Source organism: Streptomyces verrucosisporus (assembly GCF_017114865.1).
Taxonomy (GTDB): domain Bacteria; phylum Actinomycetota; class Actinomycetes; order Streptomycetales; family Streptomycetaceae; genus Streptomyces; species Streptomyces fenghuangensis.
Map to the genome: position 1 here is coordinate 462,901 of NZ_JADEYH010000001.1, position 21,056 is coordinate 483,956.

Here is a 21,056-nt window from a genome sequence, read left to right on the forward strand (position 1 = left end):
CTCGGCGGGGCGAGGCGCCGGCCCGCGGCGGAGCACAGCGGAACACACGCAGGAGGGGGCGCGGTGATGGCGGCCGAACTGGTCCGGGGACAGAACCACCCACTGCCCGGTAGCCGTCTGGAGATCCGGGTGTCGGCGGAAGGGCCGGCCGTCGCCGGGGCGACGCTGGGCGACGAGGCCGGACGGCTGCGCGAGCCGGGCTGGATCGCCCATCCCGGCTCTCCCCGGCCGCCCGGAGTGGAGGTCTCCCGGCAAGCCGCCGCCGACCACCGGATCGCGGTGGACCTGGAGGCGCTCCCGGAGGCCGTACACCGGGTCAGCGTGCTTCTCGTCCTGCCCGCCGGGGCCGGCGGGCCGCTCTCCTTCGGTACGCTGGCCGCCCCCGTCGTGGCCGTCACCGGCCCGGACGGCACCGAGGTCGCCGGTTACACCGTCACCGGACTCGGCGCCGAGTCCGCCGTCGTCGCGGTGGAGCTCTACCGCAGGCAGGGCGCCTGGAAGATACGCGCGGTCGGCCAGGGCTACGCGGGTGGGCTCGCGGCCCTGCTGGAGGACCAGGGACTGCCCCGGGCGCGTGAGACGGCCGCCGCCGTGGAGGAGGCCATCGCCCCGGGCGCGTCCCGTGCCGCGGCGCCGCCGGCCCGTGCCGGGGGCGGGGGGCGGAGCCGGCGTACCGTGCCGGCCGGCGGGCCGGGTATCGCACCGGAGACGCTCTCCGGAACACTCCCGGACACGCCGCCGGAATCCGCTACGGCGCCCCGGCCCGCTCCCGCGGTGCCGTCCGCACCGTCCGCACCGCCCACGTCCGCCGCCTCGGGGCCGGTGGACTACCGCCACCCCCGCCGCGCGCCCCGTGCGACGGCCGGGCCGCCGCCCTCCGCGCCCTCCGGCCGGCCCGGAACGCCCGACCGGCCCGTGGCGGGCGACGGACCGGGCTGGAGCATGGAGGAGCGGCTCTACAACCAGGTCTGGGGCATGTTCGAGGACCTGGCCCGCACCACCGCCGCCTACCGCGGCGCGGTCGACTTCGCCGACTCGCGCATGGAACGGGAACTGGACAAGGCGCTGGCCGACCCGCGCTCCAGGCTCGGCCCCGGCACGGACGCCGCCCGCGCCGGGGCCGGGAAGCGCCGCGCCGAACTCGTCGGCCGGGCCCGTGCCGCCCTCGAGCGCGACCTCGCCCAGCTCACCGCCGAGTCCGAGGTCGTCGAACCGGCCCTGCCGCCCGCCTTCGCCCGCTGGGACAGCCCCGTCTGGGACGCCTACCGGGTGCCCGCCCAGGCGCCGATGGCAGTGCGCCTGGGCGACCTCGGCCTCCCCGAGCACAGCGGCCTGCGCATCCCCATGCTGATACGGCTGCCCCTGGAGCGGGGACTGTGGATCGACGCCGGGCGTACCTCCTCGGCCGCCTCCCTCACGGCCGACCCGCACCGAAGGCGCCGCCTGGCCGGTGAGCTTGCCACCGCCGTCGCCGGCCGGCTGCTCGCAGTCCACCCGGCCGGCGATCTCACCGTGCACGTGCTCGACCCCACCGGCGCCGCGGCGTCCGCCCTGGCCCCGCTGACGGAGTCCGGCGCGCTGCGCGAGCCGCCCGCCACGGGCCCGCAGGGCGTCGCCCGGGTGCTCGCCGGACTGACCCGCCGCGTCGATCTGGTGCGGATGGCGGTGCGCACCCGCGCCACCGACGCGCTCCCGCCGGACGTGGACCTGACCGGGCAGCTGCTGATCGTCCACGACTTCCCGCACGGTTTCGACGACCGCGCCGTCAACCTGCTGCGCTACCTCGCGGACGAGGGGCCGTCCGCCGGGGTCCATCTGATGATGGTCGCCGACCGGGAGGAGGCGCGGGAGTACGGCCCCGTGCTCGACCCGCTGTGGCGGTCGCTGCTGCGGATCACCCCCGTGCCCGACGACCACCTCGCCGACCCATGGGTCGGCCACGCGTGGACGTACGAGCCGCCGCTGGTGCCGGCCGGCAGCCCGGTCCTGTCCAGGGCGCTGGGGCGGGTGGCCGAGGCCCGCCGGCGGCACGGGCGCTGACGGGGCGAAGCCGCGACCGCCCCTTCGGCTTTGCCTTTTCTTGGCTCTGCTTTACTCTGCCTTGAGCGGAGGGGAGTACTCCCGTATGCGGCGTTCCCGTCAGTACGGGCCGGGTGTGACCGGCCCCGGGGCGCCGGCCCGCGGCCCGGCCGGGCCCAGGGCGGAGGAGACCTCCGGCAACCGGAGCCGGAGGATTCCTGCATGGACGTTTCCACGACCACCTGGGCGCTGACGATCGTCGGCCTGTGCGCCCTCATCGCCGCCGACTTCTTCATCGGCGGACGCAAACCGCACGAGGTCTCCATGAAGGAGGCGGGCACCTGGACGATCGTCTGGGTCGTCCTGGCGATCCTCTTCGGCGCCGGCCTGTACGCCGCCGGGGAGAGCCGGGCGGCGGGCGAGTTCGCCGCGGGCTACATCACCGAGAAGTCGCTCAGCGTCGACAACCTCTTCGTCTTCGTCCTGATCATGGCGAAGTTCGCGGTGCCCACCATCTACCAGCAGCGCGTGCTGATGGTCGGTGTGCTCATGGCCCTGGTGATGCGCGCGATCTTCATCGCGGCCGGCGCCGCGCTGATCTCCACCTTCTCCTGGATCTTCTTCATCTTCGGCGGCTTCCTCATCTGGACGGCCTGGAAGCTGGTGCGCGAGGCCCGCGCCGAGGCCGAGGGCCATGAGGAGGAGGCGTACGAGGAGAACCGCCTGCTGAAGATGGTCGAGCGGCGCTTCCCCTCCACCTCCCAGTACCACGGCACCAAGCTGTTCGTCGTCGAGAACGGCAAGCGGCTGATGACGCCGATGCTGATCGTCATGCTGGCCATCGGCAGCACGGACCTGCTGTTCGCCCTGGACTCCATCCCGGCGATCTTCGGCCTGACCCAGGACCCGTACATCGTCTTCACCGCCAACGCCTTCGCCCTGATGGGCCTGCGCCAGCTCTACTTCCTCATCGGCGGACTGCTCAAGAAGCTGGTGCACCTGTCCTACGGGCTGTCGATCATCCTCGGCTTCATCGGCGTCAAGCTGGTGCTGCACGCCCTCCACGAGCAGGGCGTGCACGTCCCGGAGATCTCCACCCCGGTGTCGCTGGCCGTCATCTGCGGCGTTCTGGTCGTCACCACGATCACCAGCCTGCGCGCCTCCCGGAAGCTGGGGCGCGAGCAGGAGCAGGCCGCGCCGCGCGACTGAGCCGGCCCGTTTCGAAGCGGCGGTACGGCCGGGCCCGCGCCCGGCCGTACCGCCGCCGTGCGTCACCGCACCACCGCGACCCGCCGCTGAAGCCGCTCGCCGCTCACGGCCACCGCCACGGTCACCGTCCCCGGACGCAGCCCCGTCAGGGTGCCCGCCACCGGATCGAGGAGGGCGACGCAGCCCGCCCGCGCCCGTGCCCGCTCCGCGTCCCCGGTGCACAGGCCCCGCGAGCCGGTCCAGTCCGCGCTCAGCGGCCAGCCCACCGGCACCGTACGCGTGCCGCTCCCGTCGCCCTGGACGACCGTCGCGGTGACCCTCCCCGGCGCGCCGCCCGCCACCACGGAACCGGGTGCGGTCAGGGAGAGCCCGTCCACATGGGCACGGGTCTGGACCGAGATCCAGTCCCGGCCGGAACCCTTGTCGATCCCGACCAGCGACCAGCCGCTGAAGCCGCCCTCGCCGGCGGGCGCGGCCGGCGCCTTGCCCGTGTTGCCGTTGACCAGATACGGCACGCCGTCCACCCGGGAGGCGTGGAAGACGCCGACGTGCGCCCCGATGAACGCCGCCCCCTTGCCGGTGCGGCGGCGGAAGTCGCCGAGCCAGTCCTCCAGGAGGTCCGCCTCCAGCCGGTCGGTCAGCCGGCTGCCGCGCTGCGGGGTCGGGTCACGCGGCGGTACGTGCGCCAGCACCACGACCGAGCCGATCCCCTCGTCGCGGGCGGCGGCGTCCAGCCGCTCCCGCAGCATCCGGATCTGCTCCCAGCCGCCGCCGCGCAGGGTCAGCGAGGAGGTGTCGAGGGTGATGAAACGCGTGCCCTCGTGGTCGAAGGAGCGGTGGGCGTCGCCGAACTCCGCACGGAAGCCGTCGATGGAACCGCCCATCACCTCGTGGTTGCCCGGCACGTAGTACCAGGGCACCTCCCCGCCCAGCTCCTCGTCGAGCACCCGGCGGGCGAAGGCGAGGTCCTCGGGTGAGCCCTCGTCCACCCAGTCCCCGTTCACCACGGCGAAGTCGGGCCGGGCCGCCCTCACCTCCCGCAGGGTGCGCCGGGCCTTGCGCACCGCTTCGCCGTCCGGGTCACGGGCGACGAACTGGGCGTCGGAGACCACCGCGAACCGCCAGTCGCGCCCGGCCGTGCCGGCGGCCGTCGAGATCAGCGGGTCCCGGTGGGGGCCGGCGGCGGGCAGGTCGACGTCCGGCGGGGTCCGGGCGGCCAGTTCGTCCAGTACGACCTCGCCGCGGTACAGCTCGCCGGGCCGGGTCTCGGCCAGGTAGAACCGCCGCACCTTCAGCGGATGGGCGACGCCCTCGGGCACCTCGAAGGAGATCTGCCGCCAGCCGGTCCAGGTGACGTGCGGGCCGCGCAGTATCTGCGAGGTGCCGGCGGCGTCGGTGAGGTGGAGCGAGGGCCAGGCGCCGTTGCCGTCGCCCTTCAGCCACAGGGTGAAGCTCTGCGGCTGGCCGGGGACGGGGATCTGCTCCGGGGGGCCGGCGTAGGCGGCGCGGGTCGCGGTGGAGCGAGTGAAGTCGTACTCCATCCGCAGCCCGGTGCCCTCCTGCCCGGCGGGGTCGGCGGCCAGGGAGCCGGAGGCGCGTGCGGCGCTGAAGGTCCACCTTCCGGCGTCGTCGAAGCGCGCCACGTCGCGGTCGGTCAGGCCGACGGTGACGGCCAGGACCGTCTTCCTCCCCGCGACGGTCGCCCGGACCAGCCCGGAGGCGGACTCGGTGCCGTCGGTGGCGGCGACGGTGAAGCCGCCGCGCGCCGGGTCGGGGTCGACGCGGAACAGCGAGCGGTCGTAGCCGAGCACCACGTCCGAGGGATCGACGGGGGCGCTGTGGCCCTCGGCGTCGAAACCGGTGAAGCCGAAGGCGGCCTCCACACCGGGCTCGGGGAGCCCGACCCGCTCCCGGGTGGGGGCGATCCGCTCCAGCGGGCCCAGAACCGTCAGGGTGGTGGAGCCGCGGGCGTCGCCGCGGCGCGCGACGACCTCGGCCGTACCCGCCGCACGGGCGTGGAAGACGCCGTCGCCGTCCACCCGGCCGACCTCGGGGCGGGAGCTGCGCCAGCGGGGGGCCGTTCTTTCCGGATGTCCTGCCGGGCCGTTCGCCGGGCCGTACGTCTCGTCGTGGCCCGCGGCGGTGAGCGCGCGGGTCAGACCGGGGAAGACCCGCTCCGGATGACCGCCGGGCACGTTGTCCGCAGAGGGGGCCTCGGCCGGCTCGGCGGCCGTCTCCACCCAGAAGCCCTCCAGGTCTCCACTGCCGTCGGGTGCGGTGACGGCCAGCCCGTTGGGGACCTCCCGTTCAGAGCCGTCGGAGGGGCTGTTCTCCACCTGCGGGGTGTCCGAGCCGGGCTCGCGGGCGACCAGCGTCGAGGAGCCGCCGCCGTCGAGGTTGAGCGCGTTGTGGGCACCCAGCTCGTCCATCATCACGGCGAGTTCGGTGAGAGTGACACCGCCGGACGCGGCCTGGCGGCCGTCCACGGTCAGCACGTGCATCGTGGATCCGTCCCGGGAGAAGCCCACGGCGGTACGGGGGGCGGCGGTGTTGTTGGGCCGCCCGTCCCAGTTCCGCGGCTCGCCGTCCTCGACCAGCACGCCGCGGCCGCCGACCGCGGTGCGGGGCATCTCGCCGCCGTCGGTGCGCAGCTCGTACTCCCAGCTCACCCGATCCCCCGGGGCCAGCGCGGCCAGCGCCTTCGCGCCCGTGTCCCGGCCGAGCAGCACGGTGGCGCCCTCGGGCACCGGGCCGCTTCCGGGGGAGTCCTCCACCCCGGTGACCAGGCCTTCGGCGACGGTGACCTCGGTGACCTGCGACGCGCCGTCCACGGCCAGGGCGCGGTCGGCGGCCCCCCACCGGGCGTTGTAGGCGCCGATGCCGTCGGCGGGGACGTTCGCGGCGTTGTAGGCGGCCAGCGGCTCGGTCCCGTCGGGCAGGGTGAGGGTGCCCTCGAAGTACAGATCCAGCACGCGGCCCGCGCCGTCCGCGCCGAAACCGGCCGCCTCGTGGACGCCGGGGGCGGGGGAGTGGGTGATCTCGCCGTCGTCCAGGCCCGGACCGAGCGGGGCGCCGGTCTGGTTGATGTCGAAGAAGTCGGCGTTGAGGGCGGCGACGGTGCGGCGCCCGGGACCGGGGTCGTGCGCGACGGCCAGCTCGGAGACGGTGGCGCGGTCGGAGACCGAGCCCGGCGACAGGTAGTCGACCTCCGCGCCGCCGTCGAGATCGACGCTGAGGGCGTCGGCGCGCAGCCACTTGTCCGGCTCCAGCCGGTCGAACGAGGTCAGTGTGGTGCCGGGTGCCACGGGCCGTACGGTGCGGGACAGCTCGATGCCGTCACCGGTGGCTGTGGTGGTGGCGGTGGCGGTGCGTACGGCGGGGGAAGGCGGAGCGGTGACGGGGACGGCGGCGACCGGTGGCGCCAGTCCCAGCCCGAGCGCCAGGACGGCGGCGAGGCGCACCGCGGTCCGCCCGGAGGGTCTTCTGCCCTGTGACCTTCGTGACACGACATCACCCACAGACGCTGCGAGGAGACGCGCTCTCTGCGCGCCCAGCGCCACAGGGTGGCAAGGCCGACCGGTCTGCACCAGAGGGCGTGCGCGAACATCGCCGGAACAACACGCATCCCCCGTGCGTCCGTTGGACCGAACGGACGCACGGGGGATGTACGGGAGCGGACCGGGCCGCGCCCGGCTGTCTTCAGTCGCCGGGTCCGGCTGCGCTCAGTCGCCGGGTCCGGCTGCGCTCAGTCGCCGGGTCCGGCGACGAGGCGGCCGTTCTCGACCCTGACCGGGACCGAGGGCAGGGGCGCGCCCGCCGGGCCCGCCAGCACCTCGCCACTGGTGGTGTCGAAGAGGCTGCCGTGGCAGGTGCAGTCGGCCTTCAGCTCCTTCACCGAGGTCAGTACACAGCCCGCGTGGGTGCACACCGCGCTGAACGCCTTGTACTCGCCCTCGGTGGGCTGGGAGACCACCAGTTTCCTCTCGCGGTACAGCCGGGCGCCGCCCACGGGTACGGCGTCGGCCGCGCCCAGTTCCACGGGCGCGGTCGGGACCGCCGGGGTCCGCTCGCCTCCCCCGCCGGAGCAGGCGGTCAGGCCGAGGCCCGCGGCCCCGGTCAGGGCCACGCCGCACAGCACGGTGCGGCGGCCCAGGGGAGCGGGGGCTGCGTCGCTCATGGTCGTGTTCTCCTCTCGGCCGCTCACGGCTTCAGCGGCAGGACGTCCTGGAGGAACTTGCCGGTGTGGCTCCCGGGAACCACCGCGACCTGCTCCGGGGTGCCCTGGGCGACGACCGTGCCACCGCCACTGCCGCCCTCCGGGCCCATGTCCACCACCCAGTCCGCCGTCTTGACCACATCGAGGTTGTGCTCGATGACGATCACCGTGTTGCCCTTGTCCACCAGCCCGGACAGCACCTCGATCAGCTTGCTGATGTCCTCGAAGTGCAGGCCCGTGGTCGGCTCGTCCAGGACGTAGACCGTACGGCCGGTGGAGCGCTTCTGGAGCTCCGAGGCGAGCTTCACGCGCTGCGCCTCGCCGCCGGAGAGCGTGGTGGCGGGCTGGCCGAGCCGCACGTAGCCGAGACCGACATCGTTGAGGGTGCGCAGATGGCGGGCGATGGCGGGCACCGCCTCGAAGAACCCCAGCGCCTCCTCGATCGGCATGTCCAGCACCTCGGCGATGGACTTGCCCTTGTAGTGCACCTCCAGGGTCTCCCGGTTGTAGCGCGCTCCGTGGCAGACCTCGCACGGCACGTACACGTCCGGCAGGAAGTTCATCTCGATCTTGATCGTGCCGTCGCCGGAGCAGTTCTCGCAGCGGCCGCCCTTGACGTTGAAGGAGAAGCGCCCCGGCAGGTAGCCGCGCACCTTCGCCTCCGTCGTCTCCGCGAACAGCCGGCGCACATGGTCGAAGACGCCCGTGTACGTGGCCGGGTTGGAGCGGGGGGTGCGGCCGATGGGGGACTGGTCGACGTGCACGACCTTGTCCACGTTCCCGTCGCCCTCCACCCGCACATGCCGGCCCGGCACCGACTTCGCGCCGTTCAGCTCGCGGGCCAGGTGGGTGTAGAGGATGTCGTTGACCAGGGTGGACTTGCCCGAGCCGGAGACGCCCGTGACCGCGGTGAACACTCCCAGCGGGAATGACACGTCGATGTTGCGCAGGTTGTTCTCCTTGGCGCCGCGGACGGTCAGCACCCGCTTGCGGTCCACCGGGCGGCGCCCCTCGGGTGTCGGGATGGCCTTCCGTCCCGACAGGTACTGCCCGGTCACCGACGCCTCGTTGGCCAGCAACTCCTTCAGCGGTCCGCTGTGCACCACCTCGCCGCCGTGCTCGCCCGCGCCCGGGCCGATGTCCACCACCCAGTCGGAGGTCTTGATGGTGTCCTCGTCGTGCTCGACGACGATCAGGGTGTTGCCCATGTCCCGCAGCCGCACCAGGGTCTCGATCAGCCGGTGGTTGTCGCGCTGGTGCAGCCCGATGGAGGGCTCGTCCAGCACGTAGAGCACACCCACCAGGCCGGAGCCGATCTGGGTCGCCAGCCGGATGCGCTGCGCCTCGCCGCCCGAGAGCGTCCCGGCGGCGCGGTTGAGGGAGAGGTAGTCCAGGCCGACGTCGACCAGGAACCGCAGCCGCTCGTTGACCTCCTTCAGGACCCGCTCGGCGATGGCCTTCTCGCGCTCGCTGAGCTCCATGGCGCTCAGGAAGTCGGCGCACTCGCTGATCGACATCGCGGAGATCTCGGCGATCGACCTCCCCTGCACCGTCACGGCCAGGACGATCGGCTTGAGCCGTGTGCCCTCGCAGGAGGGGCAGGGCACCTCGCGCATGTAGCCCTCGAAGCGCTCCCGGCTGGAGTCCGTCTCCGCCTCCGAGTGCCGCCGCCGCACGAACGGGACCGCGCCCTCGAAGGCCGTGGTGTACGACCGTTCCCGGCCGTAGCGGTTGCGGTAGCGGACCTCGATCTGCGTGCGGTGGCCGTTGAGCAGGGCCTTCCTCGCGCGCTGCGGCAGTCCGCCGAAGGGGACGTCGGTGCGGAAACCGAGCGCGTCGGCCAGGGCGCCGATCAGCCGCCCGAAGTACTCCTTGCTGTGACCGTGCGACCAGGGGTGGATCGCGCCCTCGTCCAGCGACTTGTCCGGGTCGGGGACGACCAGTTCCGGATCCACCTCCATACGGGTGCCGATGCCGCTGCACTCCGGGCAGGCGCCGAAGGGGGAGTTGAAGGAGAACGAGCGCGGCTCCAGCTCCTCGAACGACAGGTCGTCGTAGGGGCAGTACAGGTGCTCGGAGTACATCCGCTCGCGCTGCGGGTCGTCCTCGTCCAGGTCGACGAAGTCGAGGATGACCATGCCGCCGGACAGGCCCAGCGCGGTCTCGACGGAGTCGGTCAGCCGCCGCTTGGCGCTCTCCTTGACCGTCAGGCGGTCGATGACCACCTCGATCGTGTGCTTCTCCTGCTTCTTCAGCTTCGGAGGGTCGGAGAGCTGGACCGTGGCGCCGTCCACCCGGGCGCGGCTGTAGCCCTTGGTCTGCAGCTCGGCGAAGAGGTCCGCGAACTCGCCCTTGCGCTGGCGCACCAGCGGGGAGAGGACCTGGAAACGGCTGCCCTCCGTCAGGGAGAGCACCTTGTCCACGATCGCCTGCGGGGACTGCCGGGCGATCGGGCGCCCGCACTCGGGGCAGTGCGGCTTGCCGACCCGGGCGAACAGCAGCCGCAGGTAGTCGTAGACCTCCGTGATGGTGCCGACCGTCGAGCGGGGGTTGCGGGAGGTGGACTTCTGGTCGATGGAGACCGCCGGGGACAGGCCCTCGATGAAGTCCACGTCGGGCTTGTCCATCTGGCCCAGGAACTGCCGGGCGTAGGAGGACAGCGACTCCACGTAGCGACGCTGCCCCTCGGCGAAGATGGTGTCGAAGGCGAGCGAGGACTTGCCCGACCCGGACAGCCCGGTGAAGACGATGAGGGAGTCGCGGGGGAGGTCGAGCGAGACGTTCTTTAGATTGTGCTCGCGAGCCCCACGGACGATGAGACGGTCGGCCACGCCGATTGGCACCTTTCGTGTGGGATGTAGGGGCCGGACGCCTGCCCGGAGCCCCTGCCCAAGGGTATGGGGTAGCGCCGCCTTGGTGTCGTGCCCGGGGCGCACCGCGAGCTTATAGCACGTGTATTCGATTTACGGGCCTTCCGCCTCTCCTTCACCCGAACGAGTGGTGGCGATAGCTTTGGATCATGACTGTGCCCGCCGCCGGCCCCGCCGGTCCCACCGCAGACCCCGTCGCCGACACCGCCGCCCTGCGGGAGTCCACCGACCGCCTCCTGGCCGCCGTCCGGAAGCTGGACGACGCCGCCCTGGCCGCCCCCTCGAAGCTGCCGGGCTGGACCCGCGGCCATGTCCTCGCCCACCTCGCCCGCAACGCCGACGCCCTGGTCAACGTGCTGGCCGGCCGCCCCATGTACTCCAGCGCCGAGGCCCGCGAGGCCGACATCGAGCGCGACGCCCCCCGCCCCCAGGCTGCCCAGCTGGAGGACCTGAGCGGCAGCGCCGCCCGTCTGGACGAGGCGATGGCCCGGCTCACCGGCGAGCAGTGGGGCGCCACCGTCGAACTGCGCAACGGCGTCACCGACCTCGCCTCCTCCATCCCCTTCCGCCGCCGGATCGAGGTCGAGCTGCACCACGTCGACCTCGGCGTCGGGTACGGGCTGGCGGACATGCCGGCCTCCTTCACCGACCGCGAGCTGGAGAACATGGCCAGGCGGTTCGCGGGGCACCCCGATGTGGAACCCGTGGAGCTGAGGGTGGAGGACGGCCGCGTCCTGCGCACCGGCCGCGCGGCCGGACGGGGGGAGCGGGCGGTGACCGTCGCCGGCTCGCCCACCGCGCTCGTCGGCTGGCTCACGGGCCGCACCGACGGCACCGGACTCACCGCCTCCGCCGCGTCCCTGCCCGCGCTGCCACCCCTCTGACACACTGATCGCCGACCGCGCCCCCTCCCGGAAGGAGCCGCACAGCCCATGCCGTACACAGGAAAAGTCGCGGTCGGCGGTCCGCCGGACGTCCACGAGCTGACCGACCTGGTGATCTCCAAGGTCGCGGTCGGCCCCATGGAGAACAACGCCTACCTGCTGCGCTGCCGCGCCACCGGCGAGCAGCTCATGATCGACGCGGCCAACGAGCCCGACACCCTGCTGGGCCTCATCGGCGAGGACGGCATCGGCACGGTCGTCACCACCCACCGGCACGGCGACCACTGGCAGGCGCTCGACACCGTCGTCCGGGCCACCGGCGCGCGCACCTGCGCCGGGCGCCACGACACCGAGGGCATCCCGGTGCCCACCGACGTGCCCCTGGAGGACGGCGACACCGTGACCGTCGGCCGCATCACGCTCACCGCCCGCCACCTGCGGGGCCACACCCCCGGCTCCATCGCACTGGTCTACGACGACCCCCACGGCCACCCGCACCTGTTCACCGGCGACTGCCTCTTCCCCGGCGGAGTCGGCAACACCCGCGGCGACGCGGAGGCGTTCACCACGCTGCTGGACGACGTGGAGGCCAAGCTCTTCGGCGAGCTCCCCGACGAGACCTGGGTCTACCCCGGCCACGGCGCCGACACCACCCTGGGCGCCGAGCGCCCGCACCTGGCTCAGTGGCGCGAACGCGGCTGGTGACACGGGCCGCGCGGCGGCGGGACGCGCCACCGCGCGGCCCGTGTGTCGTACGCCGCCAGTAAGGTGGGCGCCATGGCAGACCCCTCCAGCTACCGCCCCAGGCCTGGAGAGATCCCCGACTCCCCGGGGGTCTACAAGTTCCGCGACGGACACGGCCGGGTGATCTACGTCGGGAAGGCGAAGAGCCTGCGCCAGCGCCTGGCCAACTACTTCCAGGACCTGACCGGCCTCCACCCGCGCACCCGCACCATGGTCACCACGGCCGCCTCCGTGGAGTGGACGGTGGTCTCCACCGAGGTCGAGGCGCTCCAGCTGGAGTACTCCTGGATCAAGGAGTTCGACCCGCGCTTCAACGTCAAGTACCGCGACGACAAGAGCTACCCCTCCCTCGCGGTCACGATGAACGAGGAGTTCCCGCGCGTGCAGGTGATGCGCGGGCCCAGGAAGAAGGGCGTGCGCTACTTCGGGCCGTACGCGCACGCCTGGGCGATCCGCGAGACCGTCGACCTGATGCTGCGCGTCTTCCCGGTGCGCACCTGCTCGGCCGGGGTCTTCAAGCGCTCCGCACAGATCGGCCGCCCCTGCCTGCTCGGCTACATCGGCAAGTGCTCGGCGCCCTGCGTGGGCCGGGTCGACGCCGAGGAGCACCGGCGGCTGGCCGAGGAGTTCTGCGACTTCATGGCCGGGCGCACGGGCGCCCACCTGCGCCGGCTGGAGCGGGAGATGCAGCGGGCGGCCGAGGAGATGGAGTACGAGAGGGCCGCCCGGCTGCGCGACGACATCGAGGCGCTGAAGCGGGCGATGGAGAAGAACGCCGTCGTCCTCACCGACGCCACCGACGCCGACCTTGTCGCGGTCGCCGAGGACGAACTGGAGGCGGCCGTCCAGATCTTCCACGTCCGCGGCGGCCGGGTGCGCGGCCAGCGCGGCTGGGTCACCGACAAGGTGGAGGAGGTCACCACCGCCGGCCTGGTCGAGCACGCCCTCCAGCAGCTCTACGGCGAGGAGAGCGGCGACGCCGTGCCCCGGGAGGTCCTGGTCCCCGCCCTGCCCGACCCGGTGGAACCGCTCACCGCGTGGCTGGCCGGCCGGCGCGGCGCGGCCGTGGACCTGCGCGTGCCGCGGCGCGGCGACAAGCGCGCCCTGATGGAGACGGTGCGGCGCAACGCCCAGCAGGCCCTGGCCCTGCACAAGACCAAGCGCGCCTCCGACCTGACCACCCGCTCACGCGCGCTGGAGGAGATCGCCGAGGCCCTCGGGCTGGAGTCGGCCCCGCTGCGCATCGAGTGCTTCGACATCTCCCACCTCCAGGGCGAGGACGTGGTGGCCTCGATGGTGGTCTTCGAGGACGGGCTGGCCCGCAAGAGCGAGTACCGCCGCTTCCAGATCAAGGGCTTCGCCGGGCAGGACGACGTCCGCTCCATGCACGAGGTGGTCTCCCGCCGCTTCCGCCGCTACCTCCAGGAGAGGCAGCGCACGGGCGAGTGGGCCACCGCGGAGGACGGTGAGGTCCACGGGAGCGAGGTGCCCGGGAGCGCACCGGGGGGCGCGCCCGGCGTGAACGGGGCGGACGGGGCGGACGGGCCGGCCCCGTCCGAGGACGCGGGCCGCGGACGGGCGCCGAAGTTCGCCTACCCGCCGCAGCTGGTCGTGGTCGACGGCGGGCAGCCGCAGGTCGCCGCCGCGCGGCGGGCCCTGGACGAGCTGGGGATCGACGACGTGGCCGTGTGCGGGCTGGCCAAGCGCCTGGAGGAGGTGTGGCTGCCCGGCGAGGACGACCCGGTCGTCCTGCCCCGGACCAGCGAGGGCCTGTACATGCTCCAGCGGGTCCGCGACGAGGCGCACCGCTTCGCCATCCGCTACCAGCGCGGCAAGCGGTCGCGGGCGCTGAAGGCGAGCCCCCTGGACGCCGTCCACGGCCTGGGGGAGTCCCGCAAGCAGGCCCTGGTCAAGCACTTCGGCTCGGTCAGGCGGCTGCGGGCCGCCACCGTCGAGCAGATCTGCGAGGTCCCGGGCGTCGGACGCAAGACCGCCGAGGCCGTCGCCGCGGCCCTGGCGCAGGCGGCTCCGGCCGCTCCGGCGGTGAACACCGCCACAGGTGAGATCCTGGAGGACCGGGAAGACCAGTAGCGCACCGGCGACGGCAAGCGGAACGGCACAGGCGGGCGGGGGAGAGTGCGATGAACGATCACATGGGAGACGGAGCGCAGGTGGCCACGGGTACGAGTACGGGCGCGGTCACGGAGACCGCGGGAAACGGAGGCGACGGCGCCGCCGCCATCCCCGAGCTGGTGATCATCTCCGGCATGTCGGGCGCCGGCCGCAGCACAGCCGCCAAGTGCCTGGAGGACCTCGGCTGGTTCGTGGTGGACAACCTGCCGCCCGCCCTGATCCCGACCATGGTCGACCTCGGCGCCCGCTCGCAGGGCAACGTGGCCAGGATCGCCGTCGTCGTCGACGTCCGCGGCCGCCGCTTCTTCGACAACCTGCGCGAGTCCCTCGCCGATCTCGACGCCAAGAACGTCACCCGCCGGATCGTCTTCCTGGAGGCGTCCGACGACGCCCTGGTGCGCCGCTTCGAGTCGGTGCGCCGCCCCCACCCGCTCCAGGGCGACGGGCGCATCGTGGACGGCATCGCCGCCGAGCGCGACCTGCTGCGCGAGCTGCGCGGCGACGCCGACCTGGTCATCGACACCTCCGCCCTCAACGTCCACGAGCTGCGGGCCAAGCTCGACGCCCAGTTCGCCGGTGAGGAGGAGCCCGAACTGCGGGCGACGGTGATGTCCTTCGGCTACAAGTACGGCCTCCCCGTCGACGCCGACCTCGTCGTCGACTGCCGCTTCCTGCCCAACCCGCACTGGGTGCCGGGACTGCGGCCGTACACCGGCCTCAACGAGGAGGTCGCCCAGTACGTCTTCAACCAGCCCGGCGCCAAGGAGTTCCTGGACCGCTACGCCGAACTGCTCCAGCTCATCGCCACCGGCTACCGCCGCGAGGGCAAGCGCTACGTGACCGTCGCGGTCGGCTGCACCGGCGGCAAGCACCGCAGTGTGGCGATGTCGGAGAAGCTGGCCGCCCGGCTGGCCGCCGAGGGCGTCGAGACGGTCGTCGTGCACCGGGACATGGGACGCGAGTGACCGTCCGCACCCGCAGACTGCGGCGCCTGGGTACCACCCGCAGGGCCCGCGGCGGGACCCCGAAGGTGGTGGCGCTCGGCGGCGGCATGGGCCTGTCCGCCTCGCTGGCCGCGCTGCGCCGGATCACCCGCGACCTGACCGCCGTGGTCACCGTCGCCGACGACGGCGGCTCCAGCGGGCGGCTCCGCGACGAACTGGGCGTCCTGCCCCCCGGCGACCTGCGCAAGGCCCTGGCCGCGCTGTGCGGCGACGACGAGTGGGGCCAGACCTGGGCCCGGGTCATCCAGCACCGCTTCGCCAGCAGGGGCGACCTGCACGAGCACGCGGTGGGCAACCTGCTGATCGTCGCCCTGTGGGAGCAGCTCGGCGACCACGTCCAGGCCCTGGACCTGGTGGGCAAGCTGCTGGGCGCGCACGGCCGGGTGCTGCCGATGTCCGCCGTCCCGCTGGAGCTGCGCGCCCTGGTGCGCGGCCACGATCCGGCGCGCCCGCGGGAGGTCACCACCGTCCGGGGTCAGGCCACCGTCGCCCTCACCCCCGGCGAGGTGCAGCAGGTGCACCTCGTCCCGCACGACCCGCCCGCCGTCCCCGAGGCCGTCGAGGCGGTCCTCGACGCGGACTGGGTGGTGCTCGGCCCCGGCTCGTGGTTCTCCTCGGTCATCCCCCACCTGCTGGTGCCCGAACTCCTCCAGGCGCTCACCGAGACCAGGGCGCGCCGGGTGCTCTCGCTCAACCTCGCGCCGCAACCGGGGGAGACCGACGGCTTCTCCCCGCAGCGTCATTTGGAGGTTTTGGCCCGACACGCCCCTAAACTCGCCTTCGACGTGGTGCTGGCCGACCGGGCCGCCGTGCCCGACGAGGAGGGCCTCCGCGACGCCGCCCGGCGCCTCGGCGGCACGGTCGAACTGGCGCCGGTGGCCGCTCCGGGCGGAGCCCCCCGGCACGACCCGGAGCTGCTGGCCGCCGCGTACGACCGGATTTTTCGAATGCATGGAAGGATCGGCCCATGGCGATGACGGCAGCGGTGAAGGACGAGATCTCCCGGCTACCCGTCACCCGGACCTGCTGCCGGAAGTCGGAGGTCTCCTCCATCCTGCGGTTCGCCGGCGGACTGCACCTGGTGAGCGGCCGCATCGTGATCGAGGCCGAGCTGGACACCGGCATCGCCGCCCGCAGACTCCGCAAGGACATCCTGGAGATCTTCGGCCACGCCTCCGACCTGGTGGTCATGGCCCCCGGCGGACTGCGCCGCGGCAGCCGCTACGTCGTACGGGTGGTGGCGGGCGGTGACCAGCTCGCCCGGCAGACGGGGCTGGTCGACGGCCGCGGCCGCCCGGTGCGCGGCCTGCCGCCGCAGGTGGTCTCCGGGGCCACCTGCGACGCCGAGGCCGCCTGGCGCGGCGCCTTCCTGGCGCACGGCTCGCTCACCGAGCCCGGACGCTCCTCCTCCCTGGAGGTCACCTGCCCCGGCCCCGAGGCCGCCCTCGCCCTCGTCGGCGCCGCCCGCCGCCTGCAGATCGCGGCCAAGGCGCGCGAGGTGCGCGGCGTGGACCGGGTCGTCGTCCGCGACGGCGACGCCATCGGCGCGCTGCTGACCCGCCTGGGCGCCCACGAGTCGGTGCTGGCGTGGGAGGAGCGGCGGATGCGCCGCGAGGTGCGGGCCACCGCCAACCGCCTGGCCAACTTCGACGACGCCAACCTGCGCCGCTCGGCCCGCGCCGCCGTCGCCGCCGGGGCCCGGGTGCAGCGCGCGCTGGAGATTCTGGGCGACGAGGTGCCCGAGCACCTGGCCGCGGCCGGCCGGCTGCGCATGGAGCACAAGCAGGCGTCCCTGGAGGAACTGGGAGCGCTGGCCGACCCGCCGCTGACCAAGGACGCCGTCGCCGGGCGCATCCGGCGGCTGCTGGCCATGGCCGACAAGCGCGCCGCCGACCTCGGGATCCCGGGCACCGAGTCGAACCTGACGGAGGAGATGGTCGGCTGAGCGGGCTCGGACAGCCCGGTCCTCCGCGTCGCCCGCCCCCCCGCACCGCGCCCTCCTCGCTCCGCGGCCGTGGACCCGGGCGCCCGGGATGTCTGCCGGGCGCCTTCGCGGGTACGTCCTGCCACCGGTGCGCCACACCGCACACGGCGGGGTGGCCGATGTCACTCGCGAGCACCCGGCGCGGTAGGGTCGGAGATGGTCGGGGACATCCCAAACAGCTTCGCCGGTGTCCGCACCGGCGTACCTAGCGAGGAGATCGGTTCGTGACGATCCGCGTAGGCATCAACGGCTTCGGCCGCATCGGACGGAACTACTTCCGCGCCCTCCTGGAGCAGGGCGCGGACGTCGAGATCGTCGGTGTCAACGACCTGACCGACAACGCGACCCTTGTCCACCTGCTGAAGTACGACAGCATCCTGGGCCGTCTGAAGCAGGAGGTCAGCCACACCGCCGACACCATCACGGTGGGCGGCCAGACCTTCAGGACGATGGCCGAGCGCGACCCGGCCGCCCTTCCGTGGGGCGAGCTCGGCGCCGACATCGTCATCGAGTCCACCGGCATCTTCACCAAGCGCGAGGACGCCGCCAAGCACCTGGCGGCGGGCGCGAAGAAGGTCCTCATCTCGGCCCCGGCCAAGAACGAGGACATCACCGTCGTCATGGGCGTCAACCACGAGTCCTACGACGCCGAGAAGCACCACGTCGTCTCCAACGCCTCCTGCACCACCAACTGCGTGGCGCCGATGGCCATGGTGATGGACGAGAACTTCGGCATCGTCAAGGGCATGATGACGACCGTCCACGCGTACACCAACGACCAGCGCATCCTGGACTTCCCGCACAAGGACCTGCGCCGGGCCCGCGCCGCGGCCGAGAACATCATCCCGACCTCGACCGGCGCCGCCAAGGCCACCGCCCTGGTCCTGCCGCAGCTCAAGGGCAAGCTGGACGGCATCGCCATGCGCGTCCCGGTCCCGACCGGCTCGGTCACCGACCTCGTGCTGGAGCTCGACCGCGAGGTCGGCAAGGACGAGGTCAACGCCGCCTTCCAGAAGGCCGCCGAGGGCCGGCTGAAGGGCGTCCTGGAGTACACCGAGGACCCGATCGTCTCCTCGGACATCGTCAACTGGCCGGCCTCCTGCACCTTCGACTCCTCCCTGACCATGGTCCAGGGCAAGCAGGTCAAGGTCGTCGGCTGGTACGACAACGAGTGGGGCTACTCCAACCGCCTCGTGGACCTGACGGTCTACGTCGGCGAGCGGCTCTGACCGCGCTGCCGGACAGCAGCGCCGAGACGTGACGCGGCGGGGTTCGCGGGGCGCGATGACGCGCCCCGCGGGCCCCGCCTCGCGATGACCGGCCGCAGGGCCGGCGACCGTGCAAACCACCGAGCAGACCACCACGGAGCCACACCATGAAGACGATCGACGACCTCGGTGTCGCGGGCAGGCGGGTCTTCGTCCGCGCCGATCTGAACGTGCCGCTGGAGAACGGGGCCATCACCGACGACGGCCGTGTCCGCGCCGCCGTCCCGACGATCGGGAAGCTGGCCGAGGCCGGCGCCAGGGTGATCGTCGCCTCCCACCTGGGCCGCCCCGAGGGCGCCCCGGACCCGCGGTTCTCCCTCGCCCCCGTGGCCGGGCGGCTGGGTGAACTGCTGGGCAGGGACGTCGCGTTCGCCACCGACACCGTCGGCGGGTCCGCGAAGTCCACCGTCGGCGCCCTCGCCGACGGACAGGTCGCGGTACTGGAGAACCTGCGCTTCAACGCCGGGGAGACCAGCAAGGACGACGCCGAGCGCGGCGCCTTCGCCGACAGCCTGGCGGCTCTCGCCGACGTCTATGTCGGCGACGGCTTCGGCGCGGTGCACCGCCGCCACGCCTCCGTCTACGACCTCCCGGCGCGGCTGCCGCACGCCGCGGGCGGCCTCATCGCCACCGAGGTCGGCGTCCTGCGCAAGCTCACCGAAGACGTCGAGCGCCCCTACGCCGTGGTTCTGGGCGGTGCGAAGGTCTCCGACAAGCTCGGCGTCATCGACCACCTGCTGGAGCGCGCCGACCGCATCCTCGTCGGCGGCGGCATGGCCTACACCTTCCTGAGGGCCCAGGGGCACGAGATCGGAGCCTCGCTGCTCCAGGAGGACCAGATCCCGGCCGTCCAGGGCTACCTCAAGCGTGCCGAGGAGCGCGGCGTGGAGTTCGTCCTCCCCGTCGACGTGGTGGCCGCCGCCGGATTCCCGGACCTGAGGACCAAGGCGCCCTCCGAGCCCGTCACCGTGGCCGCGGACGCCATCCCGTCCGGCCTGATGGGACTGGACATCGGACCCCGCAGCCAGGAGCTGTACGCCGCCAGGCTCGCGGACGCGGCCACCGTCTTCTGGAACGGCCCGATGGGCGTCTTCGAGCACCCGGACTACGCCGAGGGCACCCGGGCCGTGGCCCGGGCCCTGATCGACAGCCCGGCCTTCACCGTCGTCGGCGGCGGGGACTCCGCGGCGGCCGTCCGCATCCTGGGCTTCGACGAGGAGGCCTTCGGCCACATCTCCACCGGGGGCGGCGCCAGCCTCGAGTACCTCGAGGGCAAGACGCTTCCCGGCCTCGCCGCGCTGGAGGACTGACCTGGCGCGCCGGGCCTTCCGGCGCACCGGCGGAACACACGCGGCCGCCGGGCCGCGAACGACCACGAAGCCCGCGCCCCCGCGCCGCGCGGGCGCCGGCGACACGAGCCGCTGCCGCGGCGGAGCGAACTGAAAGGCACCTCCACCCATGGCAAACCGCACCCCGCTGATGGCGGGCAACTGGAAGATGAACCTCAACCACCTGGAGGCCATCGCCCACCTCCAGAAGCTCGCCTTCGCCCTGAACGACAAGGACCACGAGGCCGTCGAGGTCGCCGTCCTGCCGCCCTTCACCGACCTGCGCTCGGTGCAGACCCTGGTCGACGGCGACAAGCTGAAGATCCGCTACGGCGCCCAGGACATCTCGGCGCACGTCTCCGGCGCGTACACCGGCGAGGTCTCCGGGGCGATGCTGGCGAAGCTCAACTGCACCTATGTGGCCGTCGGCCACTCCGAGCGGCGCCAGTACCACGGTGAGACCGACGAACTGTGCAACGCCAAGGTCAAGGCGGCCTACCTGAACGACCTGACTCCGATCCTGTGCGTCGGAGAGGGCCTGGAGGTCCGCAGGGCCGGCGACCAGGTCGCACACACCCTCGCCCAGGTCGACGGCGCCCTGGCGGACATCCCCGCCGACCAGGCCGCCCGCATCGTGATCGCGTACGAGCCGGTGTGGGCGATCGGTACCGGCGAGGTCGCCACCCCCGAGGACGCCCAGGAGGTGTGCGGCGCGATCCGCGGCCGCCTGGCCGAGCTGTACGACCGCGAGCTGGCCGACGGGGTCCGCATCCAGTACGGCGGCTCGGTGAAGTCCGGGAACGTCGCCGCGATCATGGCGCAGCCGGACGTGGACGGCGCCCTGGTCGGCGGGGCCGCGCTGGACGTGGACGAGTTCGTGAAGATCGTCCGCTTCCGCGACCAGTAGGGCTGCCGGCGGCCGCCGCCGGCGAGTGACGGCGGGCCGTCCACGTCGTACCCTGTCGGGGCCGGGAGCGAGCACGCACGACGCCTCCCGGCCCCGTACCCTGCAAGTCCCGACAGTTCCCGTCATCCGTCCGAGAGAGTTGGTCCAGCCGTGATCCTGGGGTTCTCCATCGCCCTCATCGTCTTCAGCCTGCTGCTGATGCTGCTCGTGCTGATGCACAAGGGGAAGGGCGGCGGCCTCTCCGACATGTTCGGCGGCGGCATGCAGTCCTCCGTCGGCGGCTCCTCGGTCGCCGAGCGCAACCTCGACCGCATCACGGTCGTGGTGGGTCTGATCTGGTTCGCCATCATCGTGGCGCTCGGCGTCCTGATGAAGCTCGACGGCTGAGGCCGCCGGCACCCGCCGGCGTCCGCCACGGGATGGCGGACGCCGCGCTCTGACGCCGTGTCGGCTTCCCGGCCTATCATGAGGCTCGCGCCCGCAGCGCCCG

The 21,056-nt window shown here is 73.1% G+C and carries 15 protein-coding genes; 12 read left to right on the forward strand and 3 right to left on the reverse strand.

Going from position 1 to position 21,056, the window contains the following annotated elements:
* Positions 1–66: 66 nt before the first annotated feature.
* Both IQ279_RS02125 and IQ279_RS02130 read left to right on the forward strand, forming a co-directional pair.
* Positions 67–2,040 carry a TerD family protein gene (locus IQ279_RS02125; protein ID WP_206346503.1) on the forward strand — a complete coding sequence of 658 codons (1,974 nt, stop codon included), beginning with the start codon at positions 67–69 and terminating at the stop codon, positions 2,038–2,040.
* A gap of 201 nt (positions 2,041–2,241) precedes the next feature.
* Entirely contained in the window at positions 2,242–3,228 is a 987-nt protein-coding gene (locus IQ279_RS02130) for a TerC family protein (protein ID WP_206346504.1), read from the forward strand.
* Between the two features lie 62 nt (positions 3,229–3,290).
* Here the strand turns inward: IQ279_RS02130 and IQ279_RS02135 are convergent, their stop codons facing one another.
* From IQ279_RS02135 to uvrA, 3 genes are all read right to left on the reverse strand, one after another.
* A complete protein-coding gene (locus IQ279_RS02135) occupies positions 3,291–6,734 on the reverse strand; it encodes a phosphodiester glycosidase family protein (RefSeq protein WP_372445061.1) in 3,444 nt (1,147 codons plus the stop codon).
* Between the two features lie 239 nt (positions 6,735–6,973).
* Positions 6,974–7,405, reverse strand: coding sequence for a Rieske (2Fe-2S) protein (locus IQ279_RS02140; RefSeq protein WP_206346506.1), 432 nt, complete (start codon positions 7,403–7,405; stop codon positions 6,974–6,976).
* Positions 7,406–7,428: 23 nt separating this feature from the next.
* Entirely contained in the window at positions 7,429–10,275 is a 2,847-nt protein-coding gene (gene uvrA, locus IQ279_RS02145) for an excinuclease ABC subunit UvrA (protein ID WP_307792037.1), read from the reverse strand.
* A gap of 188 nt (positions 10,276–10,463) precedes the next feature.
* On the opposite strand from uvrA, the gene IQ279_RS02150 reads away from it, so the two are divergent.
* The 10 genes from IQ279_RS02150 (at position 10,464) to secG (ending at position 20,953) form a co-directional block, all read left to right on the forward strand.
* The gene (locus IQ279_RS02150) at positions 10,464–11,198 is read left to right on the forward strand and encodes a maleylpyruvate isomerase family mycothiol-dependent enzyme (protein ID WP_206346507.1); all 735 of its coding nucleotides are present in this window, start codon (positions 10,464–10,466) and stop codon (positions 11,196–11,198) included.
* 48 nt (positions 11,199–11,246) lie between these two features.
* The gene (locus IQ279_RS02155; RefSeq protein ID WP_206346508.1) at positions 11,247–11,903 is read left to right on the forward strand and encodes an MBL fold metallo-hydrolase; all 657 of its coding nucleotides are present in this window, start codon (positions 11,247–11,249) and stop codon (positions 11,901–11,903) included.
* Positions 11,904–11,975: 72 nt separating this feature from the next.
* Positions 11,976–14,033 carry an excinuclease ABC subunit UvrC gene (uvrC, locus tag IQ279_RS02160; protein WP_206346509.1) on the forward strand — a complete coding sequence of 686 codons (2,058 nt, stop codon included), beginning with the start codon at positions 11,976–11,978 and terminating at the stop codon, positions 14,031–14,033.
* Positions 14,034–14,083: 50 nt separating this feature from the next.
* The gene (gene rapZ, locus IQ279_RS02165) at positions 14,084–15,040 is read left to right on the forward strand and encodes an RNase adapter RapZ (protein ID WP_206346510.1); all 957 of its coding nucleotides are present in this window, start codon (positions 14,084–14,086) and stop codon (positions 15,038–15,040) included.
* Complete coding sequence (locus IQ279_RS02170) at positions 15,037–16,056, forward strand: gluconeogenesis factor YvcK family protein (protein WP_206346511.1); 1,020 nt, start codon at positions 15,037–15,039, stop codon at positions 16,054–16,056. Before rapZ ends, IQ279_RS02170 begins: the two co-directional genes overlap by 4 nt.
* Positions 16,047–17,024, forward strand: a complete 978-nt coding sequence (gene whiA, locus IQ279_RS02175) for a DNA-binding protein WhiA (RefSeq protein WP_093655366.1) — start codon at positions 16,047–16,049, stop codon at positions 17,022–17,024. Before IQ279_RS02170 ends, whiA begins: the two co-directional genes overlap by 10 nt.
* A gap of 263 nt (positions 17,025–17,287) precedes the next feature.
* Positions 17,288–18,292 (forward strand): type I glyceraldehyde-3-phosphate dehydrogenase, encoded by a 1,005-nt coding sequence (gene gap, locus IQ279_RS02180; RefSeq protein WP_093655368.1) that lies wholly within the window; start codon positions 17,288–17,290, stop codon positions 18,290–18,292.
* A gap of 146 nt (positions 18,293–18,438) precedes the next feature.
* Complete coding sequence (locus IQ279_RS02185; RefSeq protein ID WP_206346512.1) at positions 18,439–19,641, forward strand: phosphoglycerate kinase; 1,203 nt, start codon at positions 18,439–18,441, stop codon at positions 19,639–19,641.
* 148 nt (positions 19,642–19,789) lie between these two features.
* Entirely contained in the window at positions 19,790–20,566 is a 777-nt protein-coding gene (tpiA, locus tag IQ279_RS02190; protein ID WP_206346513.1) for a triose-phosphate isomerase, read from the forward strand.
* A gap of 150 nt (positions 20,567–20,716) precedes the next feature.
* A complete protein-coding gene (secG, locus tag IQ279_RS02195) occupies positions 20,717–20,953 on the forward strand; it encodes a preprotein translocase subunit SecG (RefSeq protein WP_206346514.1) in 237 nt (78 codons plus the stop codon).
* Positions 20,954–21,056: the final 103 nt, after the last annotated feature.